At 62.1% G+C, this 23,775-nt stretch carries 26 protein-coding genes and 2 tRNA genes; 16 read left to right on the top strand and 12 right to left on the bottom strand.

All coding sequences use genetic code 11. From position 1 onward, the window contains the following. Positions 1 to 60 precede the first annotated feature (60 nt). From C6W91_RS06810 to C6W91_RS06780, 7 genes are all read right to left on the bottom strand, one after another. A complete protein-coding gene (locus C6W91_RS06810; protein WP_274839386.1) occupies positions 61 to 498 on the bottom strand; it encodes a hypothetical protein in 438 nt (145 codons plus the stop codon). A gap of 20 nt (positions 499 to 518) precedes the next feature. Further along, a complete protein-coding gene (locus C6W91_RS06805) occupies positions 519 to 1,505 on the bottom strand; it encodes an SLAC1 anion channel family protein (RefSeq protein ID WP_370570602.1) in 987 nt (328 codons plus the stop codon). 80 nt (positions 1,506 to 1,585) lie between these two features. Next, positions 1,586 to 1,723, bottom strand: coding sequence for a cytochrome bd-I oxidase subunit CydX (gene cydX / locus C6W91_RS06800; protein ID WP_274827525.1), 138 nt, complete (start codon positions 1,721 to 1,723; stop codon positions 1,586 to 1,588). Positions 1,724 to 1,736: 13 nt separating this feature from the next. After that, on the bottom strand, positions 1,737 to 2,900 hold the full coding sequence (cydB, locus tag C6W91_RS06795; RefSeq protein WP_065272419.1) for a cytochrome d ubiquinol oxidase subunit II: 1,164 nt from the start codon (positions 2,898 to 2,900) through the stop codon (positions 1,737 to 1,739). Positions 2,901 to 2,905: 5 nt separating this feature from the next. Then, positions 2,906 to 4,519, bottom strand: coding sequence for a cytochrome ubiquinol oxidase subunit I (locus C6W91_RS06790; protein ID WP_274834682.1), 1,614 nt, complete (start codon positions 4,517 to 4,519; stop codon positions 2,906 to 2,908). A gap of 115 nt (positions 4,520 to 4,634) precedes the next feature. After that, positions 4,635 to 6,281, bottom strand: a complete 1,647-nt coding sequence (locus C6W91_RS06785; RefSeq protein ID WP_370570601.1) for an amino acid ABC transporter ATP-binding/permease protein — start codon at positions 6,279 to 6,281, stop codon at positions 4,635 to 4,637. Continuing rightward, entirely contained in the window at positions 6,278 to 7,903 is a 1,626-nt protein-coding gene (locus tag C6W91_RS06780) for an ABC transporter ATP-binding protein/permease (RefSeq protein ID WP_370570600.1), read from the bottom strand. The genes C6W91_RS06785 and C6W91_RS06780 overlap by 4 nt, the downstream gene beginning before the upstream one ends. Positions 7,904 to 8,043: 140 nt before the next feature. On the opposite strand from C6W91_RS06780, the gene C6W91_RS06775 reads away from it, so the two are divergent. Next, entirely contained in the window at positions 8,044 to 8,523 is a 480-nt protein-coding gene (locus C6W91_RS06775) for an Rrf2 family transcriptional regulator (RefSeq protein ID WP_065272416.1), read from the top strand. A 5-nt stretch (positions 8,524 to 8,528) separates the two neighbouring features. Here C6W91_RS06775 and C6W91_RS06770 read toward each other — a convergent pair whose 3' ends face one another. Beyond that, a complete protein-coding gene (locus C6W91_RS06770; protein WP_370570599.1) occupies positions 8,529 to 9,401 on the bottom strand; it encodes an MBL fold metallo-hydrolase in 873 nt (290 codons plus the stop codon). A gap of 94 nt (positions 9,402 to 9,495) precedes the next feature. Next, positions 9,496 to 10,140: a peroxiredoxin gene (locus C6W91_RS06765; protein ID WP_274831479.1), complete on the bottom strand. Its 645-nt coding sequence runs from the start codon at positions 10,138 to 10,140 to the stop codon at positions 9,496 to 9,498. A gap of 103 nt (positions 10,141 to 10,243) precedes the next feature. On the opposite strand from C6W91_RS06765, the gene C6W91_RS06760 reads away from it, so the two are divergent. Beyond that, positions 10,244 to 11,137 carry a LysR substrate-binding domain-containing protein gene (locus C6W91_RS06760; RefSeq protein WP_368999354.1) on the top strand — a complete coding sequence of 298 codons (894 nt, stop codon included), beginning with the start codon at positions 10,244 to 10,246 and terminating at the stop codon, positions 11,135 to 11,137. A 13-nt stretch (positions 11,138 to 11,150) separates the two neighbouring features. On the opposite strand, the gene C6W91_RS06755 is transcribed toward C6W91_RS06760, so the two are convergent. Continuing rightward, positions 11,151 to 12,374, bottom strand: a complete 1,224-nt coding sequence (locus tag C6W91_RS06755; protein ID WP_370570598.1) for a M20 family metallo-hydrolase — start codon at positions 12,372 to 12,374, stop codon at positions 11,151 to 11,153. Positions 12,375 to 12,466: 92 nt separating this feature from the next. Here C6W91_RS06755 and C6W91_RS06750 point away from each other — a divergent pair, with 92 nt between their 5' ends. Next, entirely contained in the window at positions 12,467 to 13,228 is a 762-nt protein-coding gene (locus tag C6W91_RS06750) for a FadR/GntR family transcriptional regulator (protein ID WP_274831482.1), read from the top strand. A 267-nt stretch (positions 13,229 to 13,495) separates the two neighbouring features. On the opposite strand, the gene C6W91_RS06745 is transcribed toward C6W91_RS06750, so the two are convergent. Beyond that, positions 13,496 to 13,570 (bottom strand) — tRNA-Thr (locus C6W91_RS06745). Between the two features lie 246 nt (positions 13,571 to 13,816). On the opposite strand from C6W91_RS06745, the gene murA reads away from it, so the two are divergent. The 13 genes from murA (at position 13,817) to C6W91_RS06680 (ending at position 22,303) form a co-directional block, all read left to right on the top strand. Continuing rightward, entirely contained in the window at positions 13,817 to 15,085 is a 1,269-nt protein-coding gene (gene murA / locus C6W91_RS06740; RefSeq protein ID WP_370570597.1) for a UDP-N-acetylglucosamine 1-carboxyvinyltransferase, read from the top strand. Next, complete coding sequence (locus C6W91_RS06735; protein ID WP_370570596.1) at positions 15,085 to 15,564, top strand: DUF2948 family protein; 480 nt, start codon at positions 15,085 to 15,087, stop codon at positions 15,562 to 15,564. Before murA ends, C6W91_RS06735 begins: the two co-directional genes overlap by 1 nt. Positions 15,565 to 15,674: 110 nt before the next feature. Continuing rightward, positions 15,675 to 16,976 (top strand): histidinol dehydrogenase, encoded by a 1,302-nt coding sequence (gene hisD / locus C6W91_RS06730; RefSeq protein ID WP_274827516.1) that lies wholly within the window; start codon positions 15,675 to 15,677, stop codon positions 16,974 to 16,976. Between the two features lie 98 nt (positions 16,977 to 17,074). Then, on the top strand, positions 17,075 to 17,554 hold the full coding sequence (locus tag C6W91_RS06725) for a UPF0262 family protein (RefSeq protein ID WP_065272408.1): 480 nt from the start codon (positions 17,075 to 17,077) through the stop codon (positions 17,552 to 17,554). A gap of 3 nt (positions 17,555 to 17,557) precedes the next feature. Further along, entirely contained in the window at positions 17,558 to 18,016 is a 459-nt protein-coding gene (locus C6W91_RS06720) for a low molecular weight phosphatase family protein (RefSeq protein ID WP_065272407.1), read from the top strand. Next, on the top strand, positions 18,013 to 18,408 hold the full coding sequence (locus tag C6W91_RS06715; protein WP_274827515.1) for a ketosteroid isomerase-related protein: 396 nt from the start codon (positions 18,013 to 18,015) through the stop codon (positions 18,406 to 18,408). The genes C6W91_RS06720 and C6W91_RS06715 overlap by 4 nt, the downstream gene beginning before the upstream one ends. Continuing rightward, on the top strand, positions 18,408 to 18,989 hold the full coding sequence (locus C6W91_RS06710; protein WP_370570595.1) for an N-acetyltransferase family protein: 582 nt from the start codon (positions 18,408 to 18,410) through the stop codon (positions 18,987 to 18,989). The genes C6W91_RS06715 and C6W91_RS06710 overlap by 1 nt, the downstream gene beginning before the upstream one ends. Before the next feature lie 53 nt (positions 18,990 to 19,042). Continuing rightward, on the top strand, positions 19,043 to 19,921 hold the full coding sequence (locus C6W91_RS06705; RefSeq protein ID WP_347510679.1) for a carbon-nitrogen hydrolase family protein: 879 nt from the start codon (positions 19,043 to 19,045) through the stop codon (positions 19,919 to 19,921). 85 nt (positions 19,922 to 20,006) lie between these two features. Then, positions 20,007 to 20,225: a translation initiation factor IF-1 gene (infA, locus tag C6W91_RS06700; protein WP_005620785.1), complete on the top strand. Its 219-nt coding sequence runs from the start codon at positions 20,007 to 20,009 to the stop codon at positions 20,223 to 20,225. Positions 20,226 to 20,346: 121 nt separating this feature from the next. Beyond that, on the top strand, positions 20,347 to 20,928 hold the full coding sequence (locus tag C6W91_RS06695; RefSeq protein WP_370570594.1) for a nucleoside triphosphate pyrophosphatase: 582 nt from the start codon (positions 20,347 to 20,349) through the stop codon (positions 20,926 to 20,928). Then, positions 20,925 to 21,947, top strand: a complete 1,023-nt coding sequence (locus tag C6W91_RS06690; protein ID WP_370570593.1) for a ribonuclease E/G — start codon at positions 20,925 to 20,927, stop codon at positions 21,945 to 21,947. Before C6W91_RS06695 ends, C6W91_RS06690 begins: the two co-directional genes overlap by 4 nt. Continuing rightward, positions 21,944 to 22,147 (top strand): DNA gyrase inhibitor YacG, encoded by a 204-nt coding sequence (locus C6W91_RS06685; RefSeq protein ID WP_370570592.1) that lies wholly within the window; start codon positions 21,944 to 21,946, stop codon positions 22,145 to 22,147. Before C6W91_RS06690 ends, C6W91_RS06685 begins: the two co-directional genes overlap by 4 nt. Before the next feature lie 81 nt (positions 22,148 to 22,228). After that, positions 22,229 to 22,303, top strand: a tRNA-Phe gene (locus tag C6W91_RS06680). A gap of 233 nt (positions 22,304 to 22,536) precedes the next feature. Here the strand turns inward: C6W91_RS06680 and C6W91_RS06675 are convergent. Beyond that, entirely contained in the window at positions 22,537 to 23,661 is a 1,125-nt protein-coding gene (locus C6W91_RS06675; RefSeq protein WP_370570591.1) for a tyrosine-type recombinase/integrase, read from the bottom strand. Positions 23,662 to 23,775 lie beyond the last annotated feature (114 nt).

The raw sequence follows: 23,775 nt of genomic DNA, 5'->3' as shown, positions 1-23,775 counted from the left end.
TCTCCTCCGAAAGGGAACTGTGGGCCTGCGCGCCGGGTCCGCGCGCAGGCCGGGCGCTGGTCAATAACTGGCGATCCGCGCGCCCGGGGCGATCATGGCGCTGGCCATCGCCGGGGGTTTGGCAACACTCACGCCATCCAGCAGGACCGATGGGTCGGCGCCGCGTCCCGGCAGGTAGATCGCACAAACCTCGACCTTGGCGCCGGGCATCGCGGCGATTTTCTGCATCAGGCCCTGCGGGCTCATGCCTTTGGGCGGCTGCGGGGCGGTGGCCGCATCCGGCGCGTCTTTCAGCGCAAGATCCCCGGCCGGGCCACAGAGCAGCACATGCTGCGCGACGCCCTGTTTGGCGGCCTGCATGGCCAGAACCATCGCCATCAGCTGGGTCTGCGGCTCGGGCGCGGTCAGGATCGTCACCAGCGTCTCGGGCTTGTCCTGCGCCACAGCAGGCGTGCAAAGGCCAAGGGCGCTGATCGCTGCAATTGCAAGTTTTTTCATGTCTGAAGTCCTTTCCCGGATCACTCAGGTTGACAGATTTCCCCACGCAGAACGGCGCGGACCGTGCGGTAGACCAGCCCACCGACGATGAGGCACAGAACGCCGACACCGACGTTTCCGGCCAGAGTATGCAGCGGGCTGGAGATCAGGGTTCCAAAGCGCAGCGTCGCGATTGTCAGTGCCGCAACCGGAAAGCTGAGCGCCCACCAGGACAGGGCAAAGGGCAGGCCGCGCAGCTTGGCCACCTGTGTCGCGGCCAGCGCCGTAAAGACCAACGCCGCGCCATAAAGGATCCGCGCGAAGGCATCGATCACGTCGCCATTCAGTTGCAACCAGGCAAGGAAGCCAACCGCGGGCGGGGCGATCAGGATGGCCAGGGTCGGCACCATGCGTCCGGGCAGCGGATCGTGGAACACCAGCCGGTTCATCACCAGCACCAGCAGCACGATCCAGAACACCAGCCCCGCCGAGAAGAACACCCAGGAGGTTTCCGGAAATCCCAGCTGCACACCCGCCACCGGCGCGACCACATTGCCCACTGCCGGGATGAACCAGGCAGGCGAGATATGGATGGTCTGAAAGGCCCGGTGCCCGATCCAGTTCGACAGCACCGCCAGCGTCAGGATGCCCTGCCCCAGCGCGCCGATCAGCCAGACCAGCCGCGCCAAATCCTGTGACACCGGCTGCAGGGCGGTGGCGATCAGCAACAGGGAAATTGAAACAGCGGGAAAGAATGCCAGTTTCACCGGATGCCGCCATTCCGCCAGGATTGCCTGCGGATAGCGCAGCGCTTTCAGCGTGTAGACCGCCGCCAGCACGGCAAAGACCAGAACCGTCGCGACCAGCGCCGCGCGGCTGGCGGTTTGCATGCCCGCCGCATGCAGCGCAAGCGTCAGCCCCGACAGCCCCATGACGGAGGCGAAAAAGGGCACCGGAAAGTGCTGAAGCCTCGGCTCCGCAGCCGCAGGATCGGCTGGGGTTTCGGGTGTCTTGGGATCAGCGGTCATCACAGGTCTCCGCAGAAGGTTGGGATCAGGTCCGGAACCGGCAAGGCCGGATCCAGCTTGCTTTGCGTGTCGATGCAGGCTCAGCGCTTATGCTCTCCCACCGGGCACTCCCCCTCTTCCGCGAGGCAGGCATCGGTGCGCAGCTCCAGCCACATGGCGTTCAGGACGGCAAAGAGAGCAGCGAGCGGCAGGCCAAGAAGCCAGGCAAAATACCACATGATATCAACTCCTTCAGTATAGCGTGTCGGCGTTTTCGGTGACATCTGCCTCGGTGACCTTGCCCCAGAGGACTTTGTAGACCCACGCGGTGTAGGCCAGGATCAGCGGCATGAAGATCGCGGTGACCACCAGCATGATGAACAGGGTCTGATGCGAGCTTGAGGCATCCCAGACGGTCAGCGAGCTGTTCGGGTCCACGGTCGAAGGCAGGATGAACGGGAACATGGTCAGACCGACCGACGCGACAATCCCGGTGATCGCCATCTTTGACCACAAAAGCGTCGAGACCTCGTGCCCCGCCTTCAGCCCGCGTATCGCCATGGCGATCCCGGCAAAGCCCATCAGTGGCGCAACCACGATCCAGGGTCGCGCGACATAGGCCGCAAGCCAGCTGCCTTCCCGGGTTACCTGCGAATACAGCGGGTTGGACGGGCCGTTCGGCACCACATCGTTCACCAGCGCAAACCCGTCGATACCAACCGCCAGCCACAATCCGGCAAGCACATAGCCCCCTGCAGCCACCATTCCGGCCACGGTGCCGATGCGGCGGGCGCGTTCAGCGATCACGCCTTCGGTCTTGAGCGTCAGCCAGGCCGCGCCATGCATCAGCAGCATCGAAAAGGACACCACACCGGCCAGCACAGCAAAGGGATGCAAGAGGCCCAGAAACTTGCCGTAGAAGCTGCCTTCGTACATCGGCATCAGGTCTGCGGTCAGGAAGAAGGGCACGCCAAGCAGCACATTGCCCACCGCCACGCCGAACAGCAGCGCCGGAACCGCACCTCCGGCAAACAGCGCCCAATCCCAGCGCGTACGCCATGCGGCACTATCGCGTTTGGAGCGATACTTGAACGCAACCGGACGCACGATAAGGGCCGCGAGCACCACAAACATCGCGAGATAAAAGCCCGAGAAGGACACCGCATAAAGCGGCGGCCATGCAGCAAAGATCGCGCCGCCGCCGAGGATGAACCACACTTGGTTCCCTTCCCAGACCGGACCCACCGTGTTGATCACCACGCGGCGTTCCACATCCGTCTTGGCGACAAAGGGCAACAGCGCGCCAACGCCCATGTCGAACCCGTCGGTCAGGGCAAATCCGATAAGCAGCACGCCCAGAAGCGCCCACCAGATGATCCGCAGTGTGTCAAAATCGATCAGTTCATGAAGGATCATAAGTCTTACTCCGCAGGGGTTGCAGGGGCGGCAGCATCACGGCCCGCACCGCGCAGGCGCGCTTCGTGCTGGTCCTGCCAGGCTTCGGTCTCGGCAACGTCCTGAAACGGGCCTTTGCGGATGTATTTCACCATCAAGCTGACCTCGATTACGAAGAGGATCGTGTAGAAGATGACGAAACCAGCGAGGGTGATCAGCAGATCCGCGACGCTCAGATGCGAGGCCGACAGGGCCGTCGGCAACACGCCATCCACCGTCCAGGGCTGGCGCCCGAACTCGGCCACGAACCAGCCAAGCTCGGCCGCGATCCACGGGGTCGGAATGATGGCAACAGCGGCATAAAGCGACCAGCGCGGGAAGCGCATGTTGCAGAAAGACGCCCGGTAGAAGAAGAAGGCCATCACGCCGATAAAGCTGAAGCCCAGCGCAACCATCAGGCGGAAGGCCCAGAACAGCGGCCCGACGCCCGGAATGGTATCCTCGGCCGCCATGGCGATCTGCTCTTCGGTGGCGTCACGCGGATCGTCCACATAGCGTTTCAGCAGGTAGGCAAACCCCAGATTGTCTGAGTTCTGCTCAAAGATGAACCGCGCCTCGGCCGGGACATTGCCGCGGTTTTCGCGGATGGTCATCAGCGCGTCATAGGCGATGACACCATGGCGGATACGGTCTTCGGCCTCAGCCACCAGATCGTTGATGCCGGGGATTTCCTTGGTCAGGCTGCGGGTGCCAATCAGACCCATCGCCCAGGGGATATGCACTGCGTAATGGGTCTCGCGGGCTTCCTTGTCGGGCAGGCCGAACAGGGTAAAGGGCGCAGGCGCAGGTTCGGTTTCCCACATCGCCTCGATCGCGGCGAGTTTCATTTTCTGGGTGTGACTGGCGGAATAACCGGATTCATCGCCCAGCACGACCACCGACAGTGCCGCCGCCAGACCAAAGGACGAGGCCACCGCGATCGACCGCCGCGCCAGATCCTTGTGCCGGTTCTGGATCAGATAAAGCGCCGAAACCCCCAGAACAAAGACTGCGGCGGTGACATAGCCCGCGCTGACGGTATGCACGAATTTGGCCTGCGCCACTTCGTTGAACACCACATCAAAGAAAGAGGTCATCTCCATCCGCATGGTGTCGGGGTTGAACTCTGCGCCGACCGGATTCTGCATCCAGCCATTGGCGATCAGGATCCACAGCGCCGAAAAATTCGACCCGATGGCGACCAGCCAGGCCACCACCATGTGCTGTACCTTCGACAGCTTGTCCCAGCCAAAGAAGAACAACCCGACAAAGGTCGCCTCCATGAAGAAGGCCATCAGCCCCTCAATCGCCAGCGGCGCACCGAAGATGTCCCCCACGTAGTGGCTGTAGTAGCTCCAGTTCATACCGAACTGGAATTCCATGGTGATGCCGGTGGCGACGCCAAGGACAAAGTTGATGCCGAACAGGGTGCCCCAGAACTTTGTCATCTGTCGCCAGATGGGGCGGTTTGTCATGACATAGACAGTCTCCATGATCGCCACGAGGATCGACAGACCCAGCGTCAGCGGCACGAAGAGAAAGTGATACATGGCCGTCATCGCAAACTGCAGGCGCGACAGCTCGACCAGTCCGATCTCCATGATGCGAATCCTTTCCATAGGTTTTCCGCATCAAAGATACGGATTTTCAAACTTCATATTCTATATTTGCAATATAACTTTGACGCAGATCAAATTTCCAATCTTAGATGCAGATTTAATTGCGAATAACCTCGACACAGCGGTCAGCGCCTTCCGTTTCTGCGCTGCGGTGCCCCGCGATCAGAAAAGCCGCATCGGGACAGGCGCGGCGCAGACCGGTCATCACGGCGCGCGCGGTTGCGGCGTCCAGCCCTTCGCTCGGCTCATCCAGCAGCAGAAGGCGCGGCCTGCGCAGAATCGCCCGGGCCAGAACCAACCGCCGTGCCTCGCCGCCCGACAGACCCGCCCCGCGAAAGCCAAGCCGGGTGTCCAGCCCCTCGCGCTGCCGCAGGGTATGCGACAGCTGGGTCGCCTCCAGCGCCTGCCACAGCTCGGCGTCCGGGGCGTTCGGCGCAGCAAGCCGCAAGTTCTCGGCCACGCTGCCCGCGATCAAAGAATGGCGCTGCGGCACCAGGGCGATGCTATGCGTGCGTGTTTCCAGCGGCAGCTGCGCCGGATCGAGACCGCCGAACCGCACTGTTCCAGCCGAAGGTGTCAGCGCGCCTGCCGCCAGCAGCAAGGCGGTGCTTTTGCCGCTGCCGCTGGGGCCCTGCAGCACAACCGTTTCGCCGGGTGCAACCGTCAGGCTGAGCGGGGCAAAGACCATCCCGCCCTGCCCCCTTTTCAGCGCTACAGCGTCGAAGGTGAGAGAGCCGGATGGAGCCGGGATAGATGCCTGACTGGATGTGATCTCGGTTTCGACGGAGGGCAGGATACGCCGCGCGGCCTGCGTCATCCGGCCAATCTCGGCCAGCGCGCGCCGCACCGGCGCTACCGTTTCGCCAAGGGCCAACGCCGCGAAGATGGCGATCGCCGCTTCGGCGGCCGTGATGCTGCCCTGCTGCACCAGCGCCATGCCCATCCCGAGGGCCAGCGCCGTCATTGCCGCAGCAGTCAGATCCAGAAACGCTCCGGCGCGCCGCTCGGTCCTATCAAGCCGCGCGCGTGCTGCACCATGCCGCGAAAAGGCAGAAAGGACCGCATCGGTGGCGACCCCGATCTGACCATATACGGTCAGATCATCGCGCCCGGCGATCAGGTCGATCAACCGGCTGCGGCCTGCCTGCATCGCAGCCTCAGCCCGCCGCGCTGGTTTTGTCGCCAGTTTCTGCCCCAGCAGGAACACCCCAGTCGGCAGCAGCAGGTAGCCGCCCCCGATGGTCAGTGCCAGCGCCGGGTGCTCCAGCACCCACAGCAGAACCGTGCTGAGCAGGATCACGGCCCAACCAGCCAGCGCGGGCAGCATCAGCCGCAACAGCGCCCCATCCAGCGCATCTGTATCCGCCGTCACCCGGTTGAGGAAAGCATTGGCGCGCATTCGTTCCAGATGCCGGTGCGGGCTGTGCAGCAGCCCCGTCAGCAACCGAACCCGCAGCACCGACAGCGCCCGAAGGGTCGCATCATGGGTCAGCACCCGCTCTCCGTAGCGGGCGGCGGTCCGCCCCAGCGCCAGAAAGCGCACCATAGCCGAGGGGGCAAAGACGTTGAACAGGATGCCAATCCCAGCCATGCCCGCTGCCGCCGCTGCGGTGATGAACCAGCCCGAAAGCCCCAGGAGCGCGACGCCCATGGCCAGAACGACCACAGACAGCGCCAGTCCGCGCAGCAGGCTGCGGCGCTCTGCCCGCAGGATGATCCGGAGCAAGCGTATCAGATCCCTCATGACGGATCCTCCGGCTGGGCAAGGGTGATCTGCCGGTCCAGACGTGCAGCCAGCGCCGGATCATGCGTGGCTATGATCAGCGTGCCGCCCGTCTGCGCAAAGCGCATCAACCCATCGGTGATGGCCTTTGCGGTTGCGGCGTCCAGATCCGCGGTTGGTTCATCCGCGATGATCAGCCCCGGTGCGCCCTGCATGGCGCGCGCCAGCGTCACCCGCCGCGCCTCTCCGCCCGACAGACCCGCACCGCGCTCTCCAAGTAAAGACAGATCGCCCTTTGGCAGCGCCTTCAGCACCTGCGCCAACTGGGCGGCGTCCAGAAGGCCGGGCTCCAGCGGCGCGCCAAAGGCGATGTTGTAGCGCAGGCTGCGATTGAGGAAATGCGGCGCCTGAGGCATCCAGCCGAGCGACGCCCGCCACGCCGCCGCGTTGCTGTCATCCAGCGGTTGCCCATCCAGAAGGACCGCGCCCTGATCCGGCTGCTCCAGCCCTGCCAGCAGTCGCAAAAGGGTGGACTTGCCGCAGCCACTTGGACCGGTGAGAGCGACAGTCTCTCCGGGGACGATGGAAAGTTCGGGATAGGCAATGCCGCGATGCACCACGCCCGACAGCCGCAGAACGGGCTGAGGGGTCAAAGCAGCGACACCACCGCCCTGCCCCACTCGCACCGGGCGGTCTTCGGCGCGCCATCCGGCGATTTCATCCTGCACCGCCTCGGCTGCGGCACGATCATGCCAGGCGGCCGCAAGATCCCGCAGAGGCTGGAAAAATTCGGGCGCCAGCAACAGAAGGTAGATCCCCGCCGCCGGAGACAGCGCCGCCCCCCAGGCGCCCCAGCTGAGTTCCCCCAGCAGTGAAAAGCCGACCCAGATCGCAACCATCGCCACGCCCAGCGCCGAAAACAGCTCCAGCACCGTGGAGGACAGGAAGGCGATCCGCAGCACGGACATCGTCCGCTCCCGCAGGTCTTCCGTGGCGCGGGCGAAGCCATCGACCATCTGCGGCCCGGCCCCGATCAGGCGCAGATCCGACAGTGCCGCCAGCCGGTCCACCAGCAGATCGCTGAGCTGACCAATCTCCACCATCTGCCGTTCGCTGGCTGATTTGGCCGCCCAGCCCACAAGCGCCATGAAGACCGGGATCAAAGGCCCGGCCAGCAGCAGGACCAGCGCCACCGCCCAGCTGTGCCAGACCGCGATGCCGAAGATCACCAGCGGCATCACCGCCGAACGCATCCGCGCCGGGCGATAGCGCATGAGATAGGGGCGCAGCGCCTCCAGTTTCTCCCCGGCCAGCGCAGCCAGCGCGCCCGGCCCGCCAAGGGCAGAGGGCTGTGTGCTTTGCGCCTCAACCGTCGCGATCTCCTGCCGCAGGACATCGATCCGCGCATCGGCAGCCTCGGCAAGGCAGCGATCCGACATGGCGGACAGCGCAGCCCGCAGCGCGGCCAGCGCGAAGAAACTCGTCGCCATAAGAACGGGTGACAGCACCGCAGGATCCGTCAGCAAAGCCGCCAGCGACCAAGCGATTACCGCAGCAGCGGCCAGCCATGTCAGCGATGCGGCAAGGCTCAGCAGTGTGCCAAGGCCCTCGCCCCGGATGGAAGAGGCAGTCTGCAATCTCACGGAGAACTCCGGATTAACCCGCATTTTGAATATGACTTTATCCAAGGTAACGGGATGGTGATTTGATCTGGCGCAAGACAAAATCCGAATGGCCGGTGTAACAAATATACCAACCCAAGGGCCAAACACCGGGAGCGCCGATGAGACTGACAACCCGCACCAACCTGGCTGCGCGCATTCTGATGGCCTGTGCGACCAACGGGGACCGGCTGCTTCGAACCGCCGAGATCTCCGAATTGTGTAACTGTTCGACCAATCACGCCGCCCATGTGGTGCAGCGCCTGCATGCCGAGGGGTTCCTGACCACCCTACGCGGTCGCACCGGTGGCATTCGCCTTGCGCGCGCGGCCGACCAGATCTCCATCGGCACGATGTTCCGCCTGTTCGAGGCCGACATTCCCTTTGCCGAGTGTTTCGATGCCGAGCACAACAGCTGCCCGCTGACCGAGACCTGTCGCCTGCGCAGCTATCTGGAGCGCGCCCTGGGAGCGTTCTACCATGAACTCGACATGGTGACGCTGGAGGACCTGGTGCGCGGCAATTGCGGTCTTGCCAAGCTTCTGGCGATGCACCCGGCCCCACCCGCACAATGCGGCGCGGAACTGGGCCAGGGCGGCTGAACACCTTAGCGAGGTTCGAACTGATCCAGCGGCAGTTTCAGGTAGGAATGGCCATTCCCTTCGGGCGCGGGCAGGCGCCCGCCGCGAATGTTGACCTGCAGCGCCGCCAGCATCAGCCGTGGCAACGGCAATGTGGCATCACGCGCATCTCGCAGGCTGCGATACTCCGCTTCGCCGGGGGCGTCCTTCAGATGGATATTCGCCGCCTTATGCTCGGCCACCGTGGCAACGCATTGCGCGGCGCGCCCTTTGGGGGCGTAATCGTGGCCGACAAAGACGCGGGTGTCATCGGGCAGCGCAAGGATATCGTGAATGCTGTCGAACAGCGCCTTTGAACTGCCGCCGGGAAAATCCGCGCGGGAGGTTCCGCTATCGGGCATCATCAGCGTGTCATGCACAAAGGCCGCGTCGCCTGCCACATAGGTGACCGAGGCCAGCGTGTGCCCCGGTGAGAACATCACCCGGACCGGCACCTCGCCGACATTAAAGGTCTCTCCATCGGTAAACAGGTGGTCCCACTGGCTGCCATCGGTCGGGAAATCGTCAGGCAGGTTATAGATTTCCTTCCACAGTTTCTGCACCCCGACGACCTTTTCCCCAATCGCGGTGGGCGCGCCGGTCCGGGCCTTCAGCCACTGCGCGGCGGAAAAGTGGTCGGCATGGGGATGCGTGTCGAGGATCCAAACCAGATCGATACCCGTCGCCTGCACGTAATCCAGCAGGCGCTGAGCATTGGCAGAGCTGGTAGCACCAGACAGCGGATCGAAGTCCAGCACCGGGTCGATAATGGCGCCCTTCATGGTCGCCGGATCGTGGAACACATACTGCCAGCTTCCAGTGGGCTGATCCCAGAAGGCTTTCACAACAGGGTTTTGCATGGGAGTGTCTCCTAAGTCTTGGGGTTTTCTACGCGGGATGTTCAGCCCGGCGGCATGTTCTGGCCACCGGGCTGGATTTCACGTTCGAAGCCGATCAAAGGCTACGGGTCGAGAAGTACCAATCGACCGTGTCATAGCCCTCTTCGATACGAGCCATGGCAGCATCGGGCGTCGCGGGCGTCGGCACGATCACCGGATCGCCGGGAGTCCAGTTCTCGGGCATGGCGCATTTATTCTCACCCGCGGTTTGCAGCGCCACCAACAGGCGGTGGATTTCGTCCACGGACCGGCCCGCGGTCATCGGGTAATAGACCATCGCACGCAGCACGCCCTCGGGGTCGATCAGGAAGGTGGCGCGAACCGCAGCGGTGTCCGAGGCCCCCGGCTGGATCATGCCATAGGCCTGCGCCACTGCCATGTTGAGGTCGGCAATGATCGGAAACCCGATCTCAACGCCGAACTTTTCCTTGATGTTCAGCATCCAGGCGATGTGGCTGTAGTGGCTGTCGATCGAAAGGCCCAGCAGTTCGGTGTTCAACGCGGCGAACTCATCCTGCTTCTTGGCAAAGGCAATGAATTCGGTGGTGCAGACCGGCGTAAAATCCGCCGGGTGCGAGAACAGGATCAGCCATTTCCCACGATAATCCTCCAGCGTTTTCTGACCATGGGTGGTCAGCGCATCAAACGCCGGGGCAGCTTCATTGAGGCGAGGGCCTGTGGGTGCAATCTGGTCGGTCATCTGTCATCTCCTGAGCAGGTCGTTTCGATGATCTGAAGATGGGGCCTTGCCATATATTTGTGAAATTGAATATTTATTCATCAGTTATAGAGAGGATCTATAAATGTTCACCCTGCGCCAGCTTCGCTTTCTGATCGCACTCGCGGACGAGCTGAACTTTTCCCGCGCGGCCGAGATCTGTTTCGTGACCCAACCCACGCTAAGCGCGGGGATACAGGAGCTTGAGGCGCAATTGGGTGTGACCCTGTTCGAACGTACCCGGCGCAGCGTGATGCTGACCGAGGTCGGGTCACAGATCGTCGCCCGCGCCCGCAGGCTGCTGGTAGATGCCGAGGACATCCGTGTGCTGGCACAGGCGCACAGCAATCCGTTTGAAGGCGACCTGCGCCTTGGCGTCATTCCCACCATCGGCCCCTACCTGATCCCGCAGACCCTGCCAGACATCCGCAAGACCTTTCCAAAGCTGCGGCTGTTCCTGCGCGAAGAACTGACCGAAAGCCTGATCGACGGGCTGCACAGCGGGCGGCTGGACCTGATCCTGATCGCCCTGCCCTTTGAAACCGGGTCGCTGAGCATCGAGCCGCTGTTCGAGGATGGCTATCAGCTGGCGACACCACCGGGCAGCCCCGCAACGCCGGGCAAAGGGTCTGAGACCCTACTGACCTCCGGCCATCTGATGCTGCTGGAAAAGGGCCACTGTCTGCAACGCCACGCGCTGGAGGCCTATCCCGGGAAAATCTCGAACCAGCAAGATGATTTTGCCGCAACCAGCCTGCCGACGCTGATCGCGATGGTGTCCGAAGGGCTGGGGATCACGCTATTGCCCAACCTCGCGGTGGAGGCCGGTGTGGTCGCCAAGGGTCAGGTGCAACTCACCGATCTGCCCGATGCCTGTCCCCGGCAGATCGTTCTCGCCTGGCGGTCAGGGTCCGCCCGCGCCGAGGTGTTCCAGCGTCTGGGCGAGGTGCTGAGAGGGGATCGCCCCCGCCCGGAATAGGTTCCCCCGCTGATCACGCGCCAGTAGGCAAGGAGGTCAGAAAGGTCGAAACCGCCCCAATCGCGGCCGCCATGTCGGCGTCTGATGCAAATTCCTCCGGTTTGTGGCTGACGCCATCCTTGCAGCGGAGAAACAGCATCGAGATCGGACAAAGATCTGCCATGGCCGAAGCATCATGCGTCGCCCCCGATGGCAGCCGCGGCGCGGTCGGGCAGCCCTGTCGCACTGATGTTTCAAGCGCCGTCACCAGACCCGCGTCACATGGTACTGCGGGCTGGTCATAGGTGCGGTGCATCGCAAAGCCCGCATTGCGTTTCTGGGCAATCTTCTGTCCCAGCGCCTGCGCGAATGCGGCAAACTCTTCACGGGCTTCATCCTGCAGAGCCCGGATTTCCAGCGTCAGTTCAACCTGACGCGGGATTGCATTCACAACATTCGGAAGCAACGACAAGGCCCCCACCGTGGCGCGCAGGTCCACCACCTCATTGGCGGCATCAAAAACCTCGGTAATAAACTCCGAGGCCGCGACCAAGGCATCCCGGCGCCCAGCCATGGGCACCGTGCCCGCATGGCCGGTATCACCGGTAAAGGTCACCGTGTTGCGCTCGATCCCGCAGATGCCGGTGACAATGCCCAGCGCCACATCCGCGTCTTCCAGCACCGGCCCCTGTTCGATGTGAAGCTCCAGATACCCCAAGGTTGCCGCCGGATCGCGCCGCAGCGCCGCCACCCCGTCCGGATCGCCACCAAAATCTGCCAGCGCCTGCCGCAGCGATACACCGCTGCGGTCGGTCATCTCCAGAACAGATGGATCAAAGGTGCCCGCCAGAGCCCGTGGCCCCATCAGCGCCGTCGGAAACCGCACGCCTTCCTCATCCGCAAAGGCCAGAACCTCAACCGCGAAGGGCAGATCAGTGCCCTCCGCTGTCAGCTTTTCGACTGCAAGACATCCCAGAGCGACACCCATGATGCCATCGTAACGGCCACCGTTGCGTACCGAATCCTGATGCGAGCCGATCAGAAAGGTCGGCGCCCCAGCGGGCCCTTCCTTGCGCCCGATCAGGGTTCCTGCGGCATCCCAGCGCACCGCCATCCCCGCAGCTTCCATCCAGGCGCGGATAATCTTGGCCGCCTCACCATGTTCGGTGGTGAACGGAAACCGCGTAACGCCTTCGGAATCGACGCTGCACTGCGCAATCTCTGCCAAACGGTTCTGCGCGATCTGACCCCAACCCATCCCGGCCTCCATATTTATAATGATAAATTAGGCACTACACATGGCGCCCTATGAAGTCTATATTTTTATAATGATAAAAACAGAGGTTCCGAATGGACGGCAGCAACACGCCCCCCACAAAACCCAAGAAATCCCGCCCCGTCAGGGTCGCGGAAGAGATCAAGCAGTGGGTGGTCGAGCGTGACCTGAAAAAGGGCGACAAGCTGCCCAACGAAAGCGCCATGATCGAGGAATTCGGCGTCTCCAAGGGCACCGTGCGGGAGGCGCTGCGCATCCTTGAGGCGCAGGGCCTGATCGTGACCAAGACCGGCCCCGGTGGCGGCAGCATGGTTGGCGAGGTTTCTGCCGAACGCGCCCGGTCTCTCTTGGCGAATTATTTCTACTTTCAGGACCTGTCGGTGGCGGACATCTATCAGATGCGCCGAGCGCTGGAGCCGGAACTTGCCGCCAGCCTGGCCGGAAAGCTGAGCGAGGCACAACTGGCAGAACTGCAGGAGCTTGCCGAACGCTATCCCGAGCCGGCCAAATCTTCGGAAGAAGAGAAAGAGCAGCATATCGCCTCTCTCATCTTCCATGCGCGGCTGTCCGATTTTGCCAACAACAGGCTTCTGGGCTTTGTCATCGGTTTCATGGCGCAGATCCTGACCGATCTGACCGTGTATCGCGGCCTTTACGATCCGCCGAATGTGGAGCTGTGGCGCAAAGGCCGCAAACACCAGCTGCAACTGGTCGAGGCGCTGCGCAACTGCGATGCAGACCGGGCGCGCGAGATCATGGCCTCGCACATGCAGGTGGCCGAGGACCTGATGCGCGGCCAAGAAGCCCACCTTATGCGTCGCTTTATCGGGGAGTGAGGGGGCTCCCGGGACAGGAATCAGCTTCCCTGCCCCGGCCCCGTCTTGCCTATCTGTCGGTAACCAAACCGTTTTGATCGGGTTGTGGGAATCATGCGCAGAGGATCGCGACGGCCAGCCGGGAATCACCACCTGCACCGCAATCCGAATCACAGTCGGCACTGCAGGAATCCAAGAAACACAGCAAGATCCGGCCAGACCAAACGGCAAAGTCCTCAGGTCCGAATTATCGGTCCAGAGCAGGTAAATATTGCAGGGAAAGTTTACTGGTGCTGCTGGAGAGAATTGAACTCTCGACCTCTCCCTTACCAAGGGAGTGCTCTACCTCTGAGCTACAGCAGCGCCGGTGAGGGGGCTTTTAGGGATAAACGCAGAGCGGCGCAAGACCATTCTGGACGGTTTTTTCACACTAAGTTACACAAGGTTTATGGCAGATAAAAAATCACCAAAAACCAGTGCTCAGTCCACCACCCGCGAGGATCGCCTCAAGGCCGCCCTGAAGGCCAACATGGCCCGCCGCAAGGCGCAGGCTAAGGCGCGTGCCGGGAAACAGGACGAGCAAACAGGCGGTTCGGAAAGGTAGAGCGGATGGATTCGATTCTGGTAACGGGCAATGGCCCCCTTCAGGGGCAGATCCCCATCGCGGGGGCAAAGAATGCCTGCCTTACCCTGATGCCGGCAACGCTGCTCAGCGAAGAACCGCTGACCCTGACCAATGCACCGCGGCTGAGCGACATCAAGACGATGACCCAGCTGCTGCAATCCCTTGGCGCCGAGGTTTCCGCGCTTCAGGACGGTCAGGTGCAGGCCATGTCGAGCCACAACCTCGACAATCACGTGGCCGATTATGACATCGTGCGCAAAATGCGGGCGTCGAATCTGGTGCTGGGGCCGATGCTGGCCCGACTGGGTCAGGCGGTGGTGTCGCTGCCGGGGGGCTGCGCCATCGGTGCGCGCCCAATGGATCTGCATATTCACGGGCTGGAGGCGCTTGGCGCCGAGATCGACCTGCGCGACGGCTATCTTCATGCCAAGGCGCCTGGTGGACTGAAAGGCGCGGTGATCGATCTTGCCTTTGCCTCGGTCGGGGCCACTGAAAATATCCTGATGGCGGCGACCCTGGCCAAGGGCACCACCGTCATCAACAACGCCGCGCGGGAGCCGGAAATTTCGGATCTCGCCGATTGCCTGCGCAAGATGGGCGCCCAGATCGAAGGCGACGGCACCTCGCGAATCGAAGTTCAGGGCGTTGACCGCCTGCACGGCGCCACCCACCAGGTGGTAACCGACCGGATCGAGCTTGGCACATATATGCTGGCACCGGTTATCTGTGGCGGCGAAGTCGAACTGCTGGGCGGCCGCATGGATCTGGTCGGTGCTTTTGCCGAAAAGCTGGACGAGGCAGGCGTCGCCATCGAGGAAACAGACGCGGGCCTGAAAGTGCGCCGCCGCGGCGACAGGGTGAAGGCGGTCAATGTGACCACAGAACCCTTCCCCGGTTTCCCGACCGATCTGCAGGCGCAGATGATGGCGCTGATGTGCACCGCCGATGGGGTCAGCGTTCTGGAAGAAAAGATTTTCGAAAATCGCTTCATGCACGCGCCGGAGTTGACCCGCATGGGCGCCCGCATCGACGTGCAGGGCGGCACCGCCACCGTAACCGGGGTTGAACAACTGAAAGGCGCGCCGGTGATGGCCACCGATCTGCGCGCTTCGGTCTCCTTGATTCTGGCAGGGCTCGCGGCCGAGGGTGAAACCCTAGTGAACCGGGTCTACCATCTGGACCGGGGCTATGAACATGTTGTGGGCAAACTGTCCGGCGTTGGCGCAAAAATCGAACGGATCAAGGGGACCTGATGGCAGACGCAACCTTTGAAGAGGGCCGCGAGGCGCCGCTGAACCTTGGCGCACAGGAAGAAGAGGACCTGAAGGTCATTTCTGCCCTGGTGCAGGATTCGGTGTTCCCGGTCACTGAAATGCGCTGGCAGGCCTCCCGGCACCGCTTTGCGCTGCTGATCAACCGGTTCCGCTGGGAGGATCGTGCCGCAGCCGAAAAGCGCGCCCGCGCTTACGAGCGGGTGCAATCGCTGCTGGTGGTCGACAATGTGCTGGGCGTCGCCTCGCAAGGGGTCGACCGCAGCGACAAGGATCTTGTGCTGTCGCTGCTGTCGCTGTCCTTTGAACCCAGCGAAGACGGCGCGGGCCATCTGGTGCTGACCCTTGCTGGCGATGGCGCCATCCGTCTTTCTGTCGAGGCCATCGATGTTTCGCTCCGCGATGTGACCCGGCCCTATACTGCGCCTTCCGGCAAGGCGCCCGATCACGGCGACGACTGACGCCGCTGCCCGGCGGGCTGCGGCAGGGCAAACTGCTGCACCCGGCGGCAAAGGCTTGTCCCGGCGCGGTTCGCTCTATATGTCCCGGTCGCACCAGCCGGAGTGACCAGATGCCTGTATTCCTTGATACCTCTGATGCCAATTTCGAGGCTTCCTTTGCCGCGCTTCTGAGCGCCAAGCGTGAAGACAGCCCGGACGTGGACGCCACTGTCGCGGAGATCATTGCCGATGTACGCAGCCGCGGCGATGCGGCCCTGATCGACCTGACAGCGAAGTTCGACCGGCTGGAGCTGAGCGCCGACAAGTTGGCAATTTCCGAGGCCGAAGTGACCGCCGCGATCGCAGGCGTCCCTGCTGCGGAACGGGCGGCGCTGGAACTCGCAGCGGATCGCATCCGCGCCTATCACGAACGGCAGATGCCCGAAGATGCCCAATGGACCGATCCGGCGGGAGCCATCCTTGGCTGGCGCTGGTCTGCGGTTTCTGCTGCAGGCCTCTATGTACCGGGCGGGCTGGCCTCTTACCCCTCTTCGGTGCTGATGAATGCCATTCCGGCCAAGGTCGCCGGGGTCGAGCGTCTTGCCATCACCGTGCCCACGCCCGACGGGGTGCTGAACCCGCTGGTGCTGCTGGCGGCGCGGCTGGCCGGGGTGGATGAGATCTATCGCATCGGCGGCGCTCAGGCGATTGCGGCGCTGGCCTATGGCACAGAAAGCATCGCGCCGGTGGATAAAATCACCGGCCCCGGCAACGCCTTTGTCGCCGCCGCCAAGCGCCGCGTCTTCGGCAAGGTGGGCATCGACATGATCGCCGGGCCGTCGGAAATCCTGGTGATCGCCGACAAGGACAACAACCCCGACTGGATCGCGCTGGACCTGATGAGCCAGGCGGAACACGACGAAAGCGCCCAGTCGATCCTGATCACCGACGATGCCTCCTTTGGCCGCGCGGTGGCCGAAGCCGTGGACAAGCGCCTTGAAACACTGGAGCGCCGCGCCATCGCCGGAGCCAGCTGGCGCGATTTCGGCGCGGTAATCACCGTGCGCGATCTCGATGAGGCCGCAAACTTGTCGAACCGTATCGCGCCCGAGCACCTGGAACTCTGCACCGGCGATCCCGAAGAACTGAGCCAGAAGACCATCCACGCCGGGGCGATCTTCCTGGGTCAATACACGCCCGAGGCCATCGGCGATTACGTCGGCGGCCCCAACCACGTGCTGCCCACGGCGCGCTCGGCGCGGTTCTCTTCGGGCCTGTCGGTGATGGATTTCCTCAAACGCACCACCCTGGCCCGGATGACGCCCGAAGCGCTGCGTGCCATCGGCCCGGCGGCAGAAACCTTGGCGCAAAGCGAAAGCCTGGAGGCGCACGGCCTGTCCGTCACCCAGCGTCTGAACGCGCTGAACGACTGATCACGGCCGGACGCGGCGCAAGGCAGCCCTCAAAAGATTGCCGCGCCGCGCGCCATCGGCTAGTGAGGATGCGATTCCCGGTTAAGAGATCGCACGCCATGAGCCGCATCAGTCATATCGAGCTGGACGACAGCAACCTGCCGCCCCCGACCCCCGAGATCGAGCAGGAGCGCAAGGTGGCGCTGTTTGACCTGATCGAGGAGAACTCCTTTACCCTGCCTGCCCGTGACGGGCGCGCTGTCCCCCCCGGCCCCTATCATCTGGGGCTGGCGATCCGGGATAAACGGCTGGTCTTTGATATCACCACCGAAGACGGGCAGAAGGCGGCGGAATTTCATCTGTCGCTGTCGCCCTTCCGGCAGGTGGTGAAGGATTACTACCAGATCTGCGAAAGCTATTTCACCGCCGTAAAGACCCTGCCCCCCAGCCAGATCGAAACCATCGACATGGCCCGGCGCGGCATTCACAACGAAGGCAGCCGCGTGCTTCAGGAACGCCTGGAGGGCAAGGCCGAGGTGGACACTGATACCGCCCGCCGCCTGTTCACCCTGATCTGCGTCCTGCATTTCGGAGGCTGACGGGTGGAGCAGTTACCGCAGTCCATCCTGTTCTGCTGTGACCACAATGCGGTCCGATCCCCCATGGCCGAGGGGATCATGAAGAAGTTCTATGGCGCCGGGACCTACGTGCAGTCGGTCGGCGTCAAGAACGACATGGAAATCGACGGCTTCTGCATCGCTGTCTGCCAGGAAATTGGGGTGGAACTGTCGCGCCACCGGTCGCGCTCTTTCGACGAGATGGAGCAATGGGGCGATGATCTGTCGTCCTTTGATCTAGTGGTGGCCCTGTCGCCTGCCAGCCAACGCCGCGCGCTGGAGCTGACCCGCTATTTTCACCTCGAAGTCGAATACTGGCCGATCATGGATCCGACCGGCCTTGGCGAAACCCGCGAGGCCAAGCTGGACAGCTACCGGCAGACCCGCGACCAGATCATTCAACACCTGAAAGCCCGCTGGGGCGAACCGACGGAGCTGTTATGAGCGACACCATCACGCGCTATTTCGCGGCCTTCAACGCAGGCGACACCCAAGGCATGATCGATTGCCTGTCTGACGACGTGGCCCATCACGTCAACGAGGGCAACATCCGCGTTGGCAAGGAAAAATTCGCCGAGTTCTGCGACCACATGAGCCGCTGCTACCGTGAGGAGCTAACTGACATGGTGGTGTTTTCCACCCCGGACGGCAGCCGCGCCGCCGCCGAATACATCGTCAACGGCACGTACCTTGAAACCGACGTGGGCCTGCCCGAGGCGCGCGGCCAGAGCTACCGTCTGCCTGCAGGCTCCTTCTTTGATCTGAAGGACGGCAAGATCTCCCGCGTCACCACCTATTACAACCTCTCTGACTGGATGGCGCAGGTCTCGGCCTGATGGCGGTTAAGGTCAAAGCGCTTTCTGGCGAGGCATTGGAGGCTGCCCTGCCTGATCTGGCACGGCTGCGCATCGAAGTGTTCCGCGCCTTTCCCTATCTCTATGATGGGGACGAAGCCTATGAGCAGCATTATCTGCGTAGCTACCGCGACACGCCCGATGCGGTGCTGGTGGCAGCTATATCCGAAGAACGTGTGATCGGCGCGGCAACGGGCATGCCGCTGAGCAGCCATGGCGATGCGACGCAGATCTCAAAGGGCGAATTGCCTGTCGAGGATGTTTTCTACTGCGCCGAATCCGTGCTGCTGCCAGAGTTCAGGGGACAGGGTATCGGCCATGCCTTCTTTGACCACCGTGAAGCGCATGCCCGCACCCTGGGTTTCAGGCTTTCGGCCTTTTGCAGCGTGATCCGCCCGGAGGATCACCCGCTGCGCCCCGCAGATTACCGCAGCAATGATGCATTCTGGCAAAAGCGCGGCTACCGCCCGATGCCGGGCGTCCTTGCCGAATTCACCTGGAAAGACGTTGGCGACAGCGCCGAAAGCAAAAAGGCGCTGCAATTCTGGAGCCGGGAACTCTAGGCTCACGTTGAAACGACCGGCGGGATGCCCGCCAGACAAAAGGGATCTTGCCCATGAAAATCGCCACCGCCGCCTACCCGCTCGACTGGCTCGACAGCTGGGCTCAATACGAGGACAAGCTGGCAAAATGGGTCGGGGATGCCGCCAAACAGGGCGCCGACCTGCTGGTCTTTCCCGAATATGGCGCGATGGAGCTGGCGACGCTGGATGGCGCTGACGCCGCCCTTGATCTGGAGCGGTCCCTGCATGCCGTATCGGATCGGATGGAGGACGCCGCCGCGCTGCACCTGAAACTGGCCGCCGAACACGGTGTTCATATCCTCGGCGCCTCGGCCCCGGTGAATGCCGGTTTCGAGCGCCCGGTGAACCGCGCTGAGTTCTACGCGCCGACCGGAGAGCGGGAGCATCAGGACAAGCAGATCATGACCATGTTCGAGCGCGATCCCTGGAATGTCACCGGGGGCGGACCGCTCAAGATTTTTGACACCGCGCTTGGCAAGATCGGCGTGCTGATCTGCTATGACAGCGAATTCCCCCTGCTGGGCCGGGCGCTGGAAGAGGCAGATATCATCCTTGTTCCCTCCTGTACCGAGGCGCTGGCGGGCTATTGGCGGGTGCGTATCGGCGCCATGTCGCGGGCGCTGGAAAACCAGTGCATCACCGCCATGGCCTCAATCGTGGGGCAGGCAGACTGGTCCGAATCGGTTGACGTGGGATGCGGCATGGGTGGCATCTTTGGTCCGCCGGATACCGGCTTCCCTGCGACCGGCGTCTTTGCCGAAGGCACCCTGGACCAGCCCGGCTGGACCCTGGCCGAAGTGGACATCGCACAGGTCGCCGAGGTCCGTCGCAATGGGGTCGTCCGTAACCGCAGCCACTGGGACGAACAGAACAGCAGGACAAAAACCTGCACAATTCGCCTCATGCCGTGATTGCGCCCTTGAAAAATTGGGAAAATAGGCTCATTTAAGCGCTCATCCCCGCAGATTGACGGGGTAACGCAATGATGGAGAGAACATGGCCAAGGAAGATACGCTCGAATTTCCCGGTGTCGTGAAGGAACTCCTGCCCAATGCGACGTTTCGGGTCGAGCTGGAAAACGGCCATGAGATCATCGCACATACGGCAGGCAAGATGCGCAAGAACCGCATCCGTGTTCTGGCTGGCGACCGGGTTCAGGTGGAAATGACCCCCTATGACCTGACCAAGGGCCGGATCAACTACCGCTTCAAATAAGCGACCGATCCGACTTGATGACCAAAGCCCGGCCCAGATGCCGGGCTTTTGTTTTTGGGGGTTTACTCCTAAAACAAGGGCCCACGGCAGCATTGGCACGGTATAGATAAAAGGGCCCCTCATGGCATTCATTCTGGGATCTGGCAGCCCGCGGCGGCTGGAACTGCTGGCACAGCTTGGCGTCACCCCGGACGCGGTCCGCCCGCCGGATATTGACGAGACCCCTCACAAGGGTGAGCTGCCGCGCGATTACTGCGCCCGCGTGACACGTGAAAAGGTGCAAGCCGTGCCAGCAGGGGCCGATGATTTTGTGCTCTGTGCCGATACCACCGTCGCGATGGGACGGCGAATCATGGGCAAACCCGCTGATGCCGGAGAGGCCGCCGAATTCTTGCTGGCCCTGTCTGGCCGCCGTCACCGGGTCATCACCTCGGTCGCGGTGCGCCGCGGCGAGAGGGTCTGGCAAAAGGACGTGGTCAGCCAGGTCAAGATGAAGCGCCTCAGCGATGAGGAACTGAACGCCTATCTCGCCAGTGACGACTGGCAGGGCAAGGCCGGTGGCTATGCCATTCAGGGACCAGCGGGGGCGCTCATCCCCTGGATCAACGGCTCCTTTACCGGGATCGTCGGCCTGCCGCTCTGCGAAACCGCCCATCTTCTGCAGGCCGCGGGCTGGCCACTATACAAGGAGGCCGCCGCATGAAGGGCCGCACGATCGTTCTGGACCACATCGAAGGCCACGAGGCCGCCGCGCTGATGGTCGATGGCAAGCTTGAGGATTTCCTGATCGATGGCGATGCCCCCGTGCCCGGCACCGTCTACCGCGCTCGCGCCGACCGGCCGGTCAAGGGCCAGGGCGGCATGTTCCTCAACACTCCCGATGGCGCCGCCTTCCTGCGGCAGGTTAAGGGTATGGCCCCGGGCCAGCAGCTTCTGGTGCAGGTCACCGGCTATGCCGAGCCGGGCAAGGCGATCCCGGTCACCCAAAAACTGCTGTTCAAAAGCCGCTACGCCATCGTCACCCCCGATGCGCCGGGGCTGAACATCTCCCGCTCGATCCGGGACGAGGATGAGCGTGACCGCCTGCTGGAGGTTGCCCATCTGGCCATGGAGGGCACCGATTACGGCCTGATCCTGCGCTCTGCCTGCGCGGGCGCGGATGCCGATGAGGTGGCCGAGGATATCGCCGCCATGGCAGCCCTGGCCGATCAGGTCTTGAACGATCACGGAACCGAGGTGGAAACCCTCGCCGAAGGCGACGGCCCCCATATCCGCGCATGGCGCGACTGGGTGGAACCAGCCGAGGTCGAACGCACTCCGGGCGGCTTTGAGACCCACGGTGTGCTGGACGCGCTTGACCAGGCCCAGGGTATCCGCGAACCGCTGCCGGGCGGTGGGTTCCTTTATATCGAACCCACACGCGCACTGGTGGCCGTCGATGTCAACACCGGCACCGATACCTCCCTCGCGGCCGGCCTCAAGGCCAACATGGCCTGCGCCAAAGACTTGCCCCGGGCGCTGCGTGTTCGGGGACTTGGCGGACAAATCGTGCTGGATCTGGCGCCGATGCCAAAAAAGGACCGGCGCGTCTTTGAAACCACTCTGCGGGCCGCGCTGCGCGCCGACAGCGAAGAAACGGTTCTGGTCGGCTGGACCAACCTGGGCCACTTCGAACTGCAACGCAAACGCGGCCGCCCGACCCTGGGGGAGATTCTGCGATGAGCTGCCCGATCTGTGGCGAGGAAACCGCCCGCTCCTACCGCCCCTTCTGCTCTCGGCGCTGCGCGGATCTTGATCTGGCGAAATGGCTGAACGGCGCTTATGCGGTCCCCAGCCGGGACCCGGAAGACATTGAAAAGGCGCTGGAAGAGACCGAAAGATCGCGGTCCTACGGAGAAAAGCCCTCACAGTTCCGGCATTGAAAAATTTCTTTCAAAAAGCCTCTGGACACCGCCCGCCCCACAGCATAGAAGGCCCACACCCAAGGCGAGACGCCTTCCCGTGCCCGGGTAGCTCAGGGGTAGAGCAGTGGATTGAAAATCCTCGTGTCGGTGGTTCGATTCCGCCCCCGGGCACCATAAAAATCAAGAGTATCAGATAGTTATGATGGGTTGCGGTAAACCTTTAGTCTTATACCAATCCTTTTGTGCTTATTTTGTGCATTCCGTTCGTCTTTTTACGGTAAAGTCCATCGTGTGTTTCACGGTGAGGGCAAGCGTTCAGCAATGATGGAATCAAAAGGCACCCCATTGACGGGGTGCCGAACATCTGTCTGGCTCGTGGCGTTGCGGTTGCCGGAATGCTTCGTTGGCTAGAGCTGCCCCCGTTGCGAACGAATGCTTTCCTCGGCCTCTGTGCCCTTCAAGTGCGAATAGTATGCAACCATTTTCACAGTTTTATGGCCCGTGAAGTGCATCACCAAAGGATCGGTGCAGCCATCCGCAACAAGCTCTGAAACACAAGTGTGCCGCATAAAGTGCGGTGTGTAATGTTGCGGTACTCCAGCGGCTTTACACACGCGGCTGAATGGCTTGTGCATCCGATCAATTCGGCCACTCTTGCTTTTTTCAGATGCGAAAACAAATCCATCATCGGCACTACGTTGCTGCTTCAATTTCTTCAGCTCTTGAATGATCAGTTCGGTCGTTGGCTGCTCCCTGGCTCCGGTCTTGGTTTGTGGCATCCAGATGCTACCAGTTTCCCAGTCAATGTTCTCCCAACGAATGTTGAGAATTTCGGTGTGTCGCATCCCCACACCAAAACCGATCACCAGGAACAAATAGATGAGTGGGTGTTGATCTGGTTTTTTTGCTGCCGCCAGCATTGCTTGCTGATGTGATTTAGGGATGCGGCCCTTGCGTTTTGGTGCCTCGGTAAGAGCTTCAATGGAGTAAGGCTTCCGCTGCACCCAGCTTTGCCGAATGGCATACTTATAGAACGCATCCAATGTGGCCTTGATCCGATTTGTTGAAGCTGGTTGAAGCCCTTTGTTCAGCAGCTTGCCAATGAAGTTCTGCATCATATGGCTATTGATTTTACGAATTTTCACTTCACCAAATTCAGGCAGGATATGCTTCCGAAAGTGCCCTTCCTTGAAGCGAGTCTGTTTGGCCGTGAATTGATGCAGATAATCCATATACATCGGCACGGCTTCGTTCAGGGTCATATCGGATTCTGCCCCGCCATCACGCTGCAGTTCGTGTTCGCGTTCCTGTTTCACCCGATATTCAGCAGCGGCACGGATGGCATCGGTCAGGCTCAGGTTCTTGCTGTTGCCAAGGCGATGCAGGTGGCGTTTGCCGTCAATGGTAAAGCAGGCGTGGAATGTGATGCCAGATTTGTTGCGGGTGGCCCGCAGATTGCTGCCATAGGCTGCTTGGCCTACTGCAAGGGTTTTTAGGTCGTTGTTGGTCAGTTTGTTGCTCGTTTTCGCCATAGATGTTCCTTCTACTGTTTCGGGGCGTGCGTTGATTAAATGCCTGATAGAGCATGTCGCCTCTGACCAGATTCAGGATTCCCCTGATGTTGTTCCTATGATTTCATGTCTTTC

The sequence above is a fragment of the Phaeobacter sp. SYSU ZJ3003 genome (genome assembly GCF_041300735.1).
GTDB lineage: Bacteria > Pseudomonadota > Alphaproteobacteria > Rhodobacterales > Rhodobacteraceae > Phycobacter > Phycobacter gallaeciensis_A.
This window is presented reverse-complemented; position numbering and strand designations above follow the sequence as displayed.

Coding starts and splice junctions, on each gene's coding strand:
- C6W91_RS06810 (WP_274839386.1), bottom strand. CDS start 498: ATGAAAAAACTTGCAATTGCAGCGATCAGCGCCCTTGGCCTTTGCACG.
- C6W91_RS06805 (WP_370570602.1), bottom strand. CDS start 1,505: ATGACCGCTGATCCCAAGACACCCGAAACCCCAGCCGATCCTGCGGCT.
- cydX (WP_274827525.1), bottom strand. CDS start 1,723: ATGTGGTATTTTGCCTGGCTTCTTGGCCTGCCGCTCGCTGCTCTCTTT.
- cydB (WP_065272419.1), bottom strand. CDS start 2,900: ATGATCCTTCATGAACTGATCGATTTTGACACACTGCGGATCATCTGG.
- C6W91_RS06790 (WP_274834682.1), bottom strand. CDS start 4,519: ATGGAGATCGGACTGGTCGAGCTGTCGCGCCTGCAGTTTGCGATGACG.
- C6W91_RS06785 (WP_370570601.1), bottom strand. CDS start 6,281: ATGAGGGATCTGATACGCTTGCTCCGGATCATCCTGCGGGCAGAGCGC.
- C6W91_RS06775 (WP_065272416.1), top strand. CDS start 8,044: ATGAGACTGACAACCCGCACCAACCTGGCTGCGCGCATTCTGATGGCC.
- C6W91_RS06770 (WP_370570599.1), bottom strand. CDS start 9,401: ATGCAAAACCCTGTTGTGAAAGCCTTCTGGGATCAGCCCACTGGAAGC.
- C6W91_RS06765 (WP_274831479.1), bottom strand. CDS start 10,140: ATGACCGACCAGATTGCACCCACAGGCCCTCGCCTCAATGAAGCTGCC.
- C6W91_RS06760 (WP_368999354.1), top strand. CDS start 10,244: ATGTTCACCCTGCGCCAGCTTCGCTTTCTGATCGCACTCGCGGACGAG.
- C6W91_RS06755 (WP_370570598.1), bottom strand. CDS start 12,374: ATGGGTTGGGGTCAGATCGCGCAGAACCGTTTGGCAGAGATTGCGCAG.
- C6W91_RS06750 (WP_274831482.1), top strand. CDS start 12,467: ATGGACGGCAGCAACACGCCCCCCACAAAACCCAAGAAATCCCGCCCC.
- murA (WP_370570597.1), top strand. CDS start 13,817: ATGGATTCGATTCTGGTAACGGGCAATGGCCCCCTTCAGGGGCAGATC.
- C6W91_RS06735 (WP_370570596.1), top strand. CDS start 15,085: ATGGCAGACGCAACCTTTGAAGAGGGCCGCGAGGCGCCGCTGAACCTT.
- hisD (WP_274827516.1), top strand. CDS start 15,675: ATGCCTGTATTCCTTGATACCTCTGATGCCAATTTCGAGGCTTCCTTT.
- C6W91_RS06725 (WP_065272408.1), top strand. CDS start 17,075: ATGAGCCGCATCAGTCATATCGAGCTGGACGACAGCAACCTGCCGCCC.
- C6W91_RS06715 (WP_274827515.1), top strand. CDS start 18,013: ATGAGCGACACCATCACGCGCTATTTCGCGGCCTTCAACGCAGGCGAC.
- C6W91_RS06710 (WP_370570595.1), top strand. CDS start 18,408: ATGGCGGTTAAGGTCAAAGCGCTTTCTGGCGAGGCATTGGAGGCTGCC.
- C6W91_RS06705 (WP_347510679.1), top strand. CDS start 19,043: ATGAAAATCGCCACCGCCGCCTACCCGCTCGACTGGCTCGACAGCTGG.
- infA (WP_005620785.1), top strand. CDS start 20,007: ATGGCCAAGGAAGATACGCTCGAATTTCCCGGTGTCGTGAAGGAACTC.
- C6W91_RS06695 (WP_370570594.1), top strand. CDS start 20,347: ATGGCATTCATTCTGGGATCTGGCAGCCCGCGGCGGCTGGAACTGCTG.
- C6W91_RS06690 (WP_370570593.1), top strand. CDS start 20,925: ATGAAGGGCCGCACGATCGTTCTGGACCACATCGAAGGCCACGAGGCC.
- C6W91_RS06685 (WP_370570592.1), top strand. CDS start 21,944: ATGAGCTGCCCGATCTGTGGCGAGGAAACCGCCCGCTCCTACCGCCCC.
- C6W91_RS06675 (WP_370570591.1), bottom strand. CDS start 23,661: ATGGCGAAAACGAGCAACAAACTGACCAACAACGACCTAAAAACCCTT.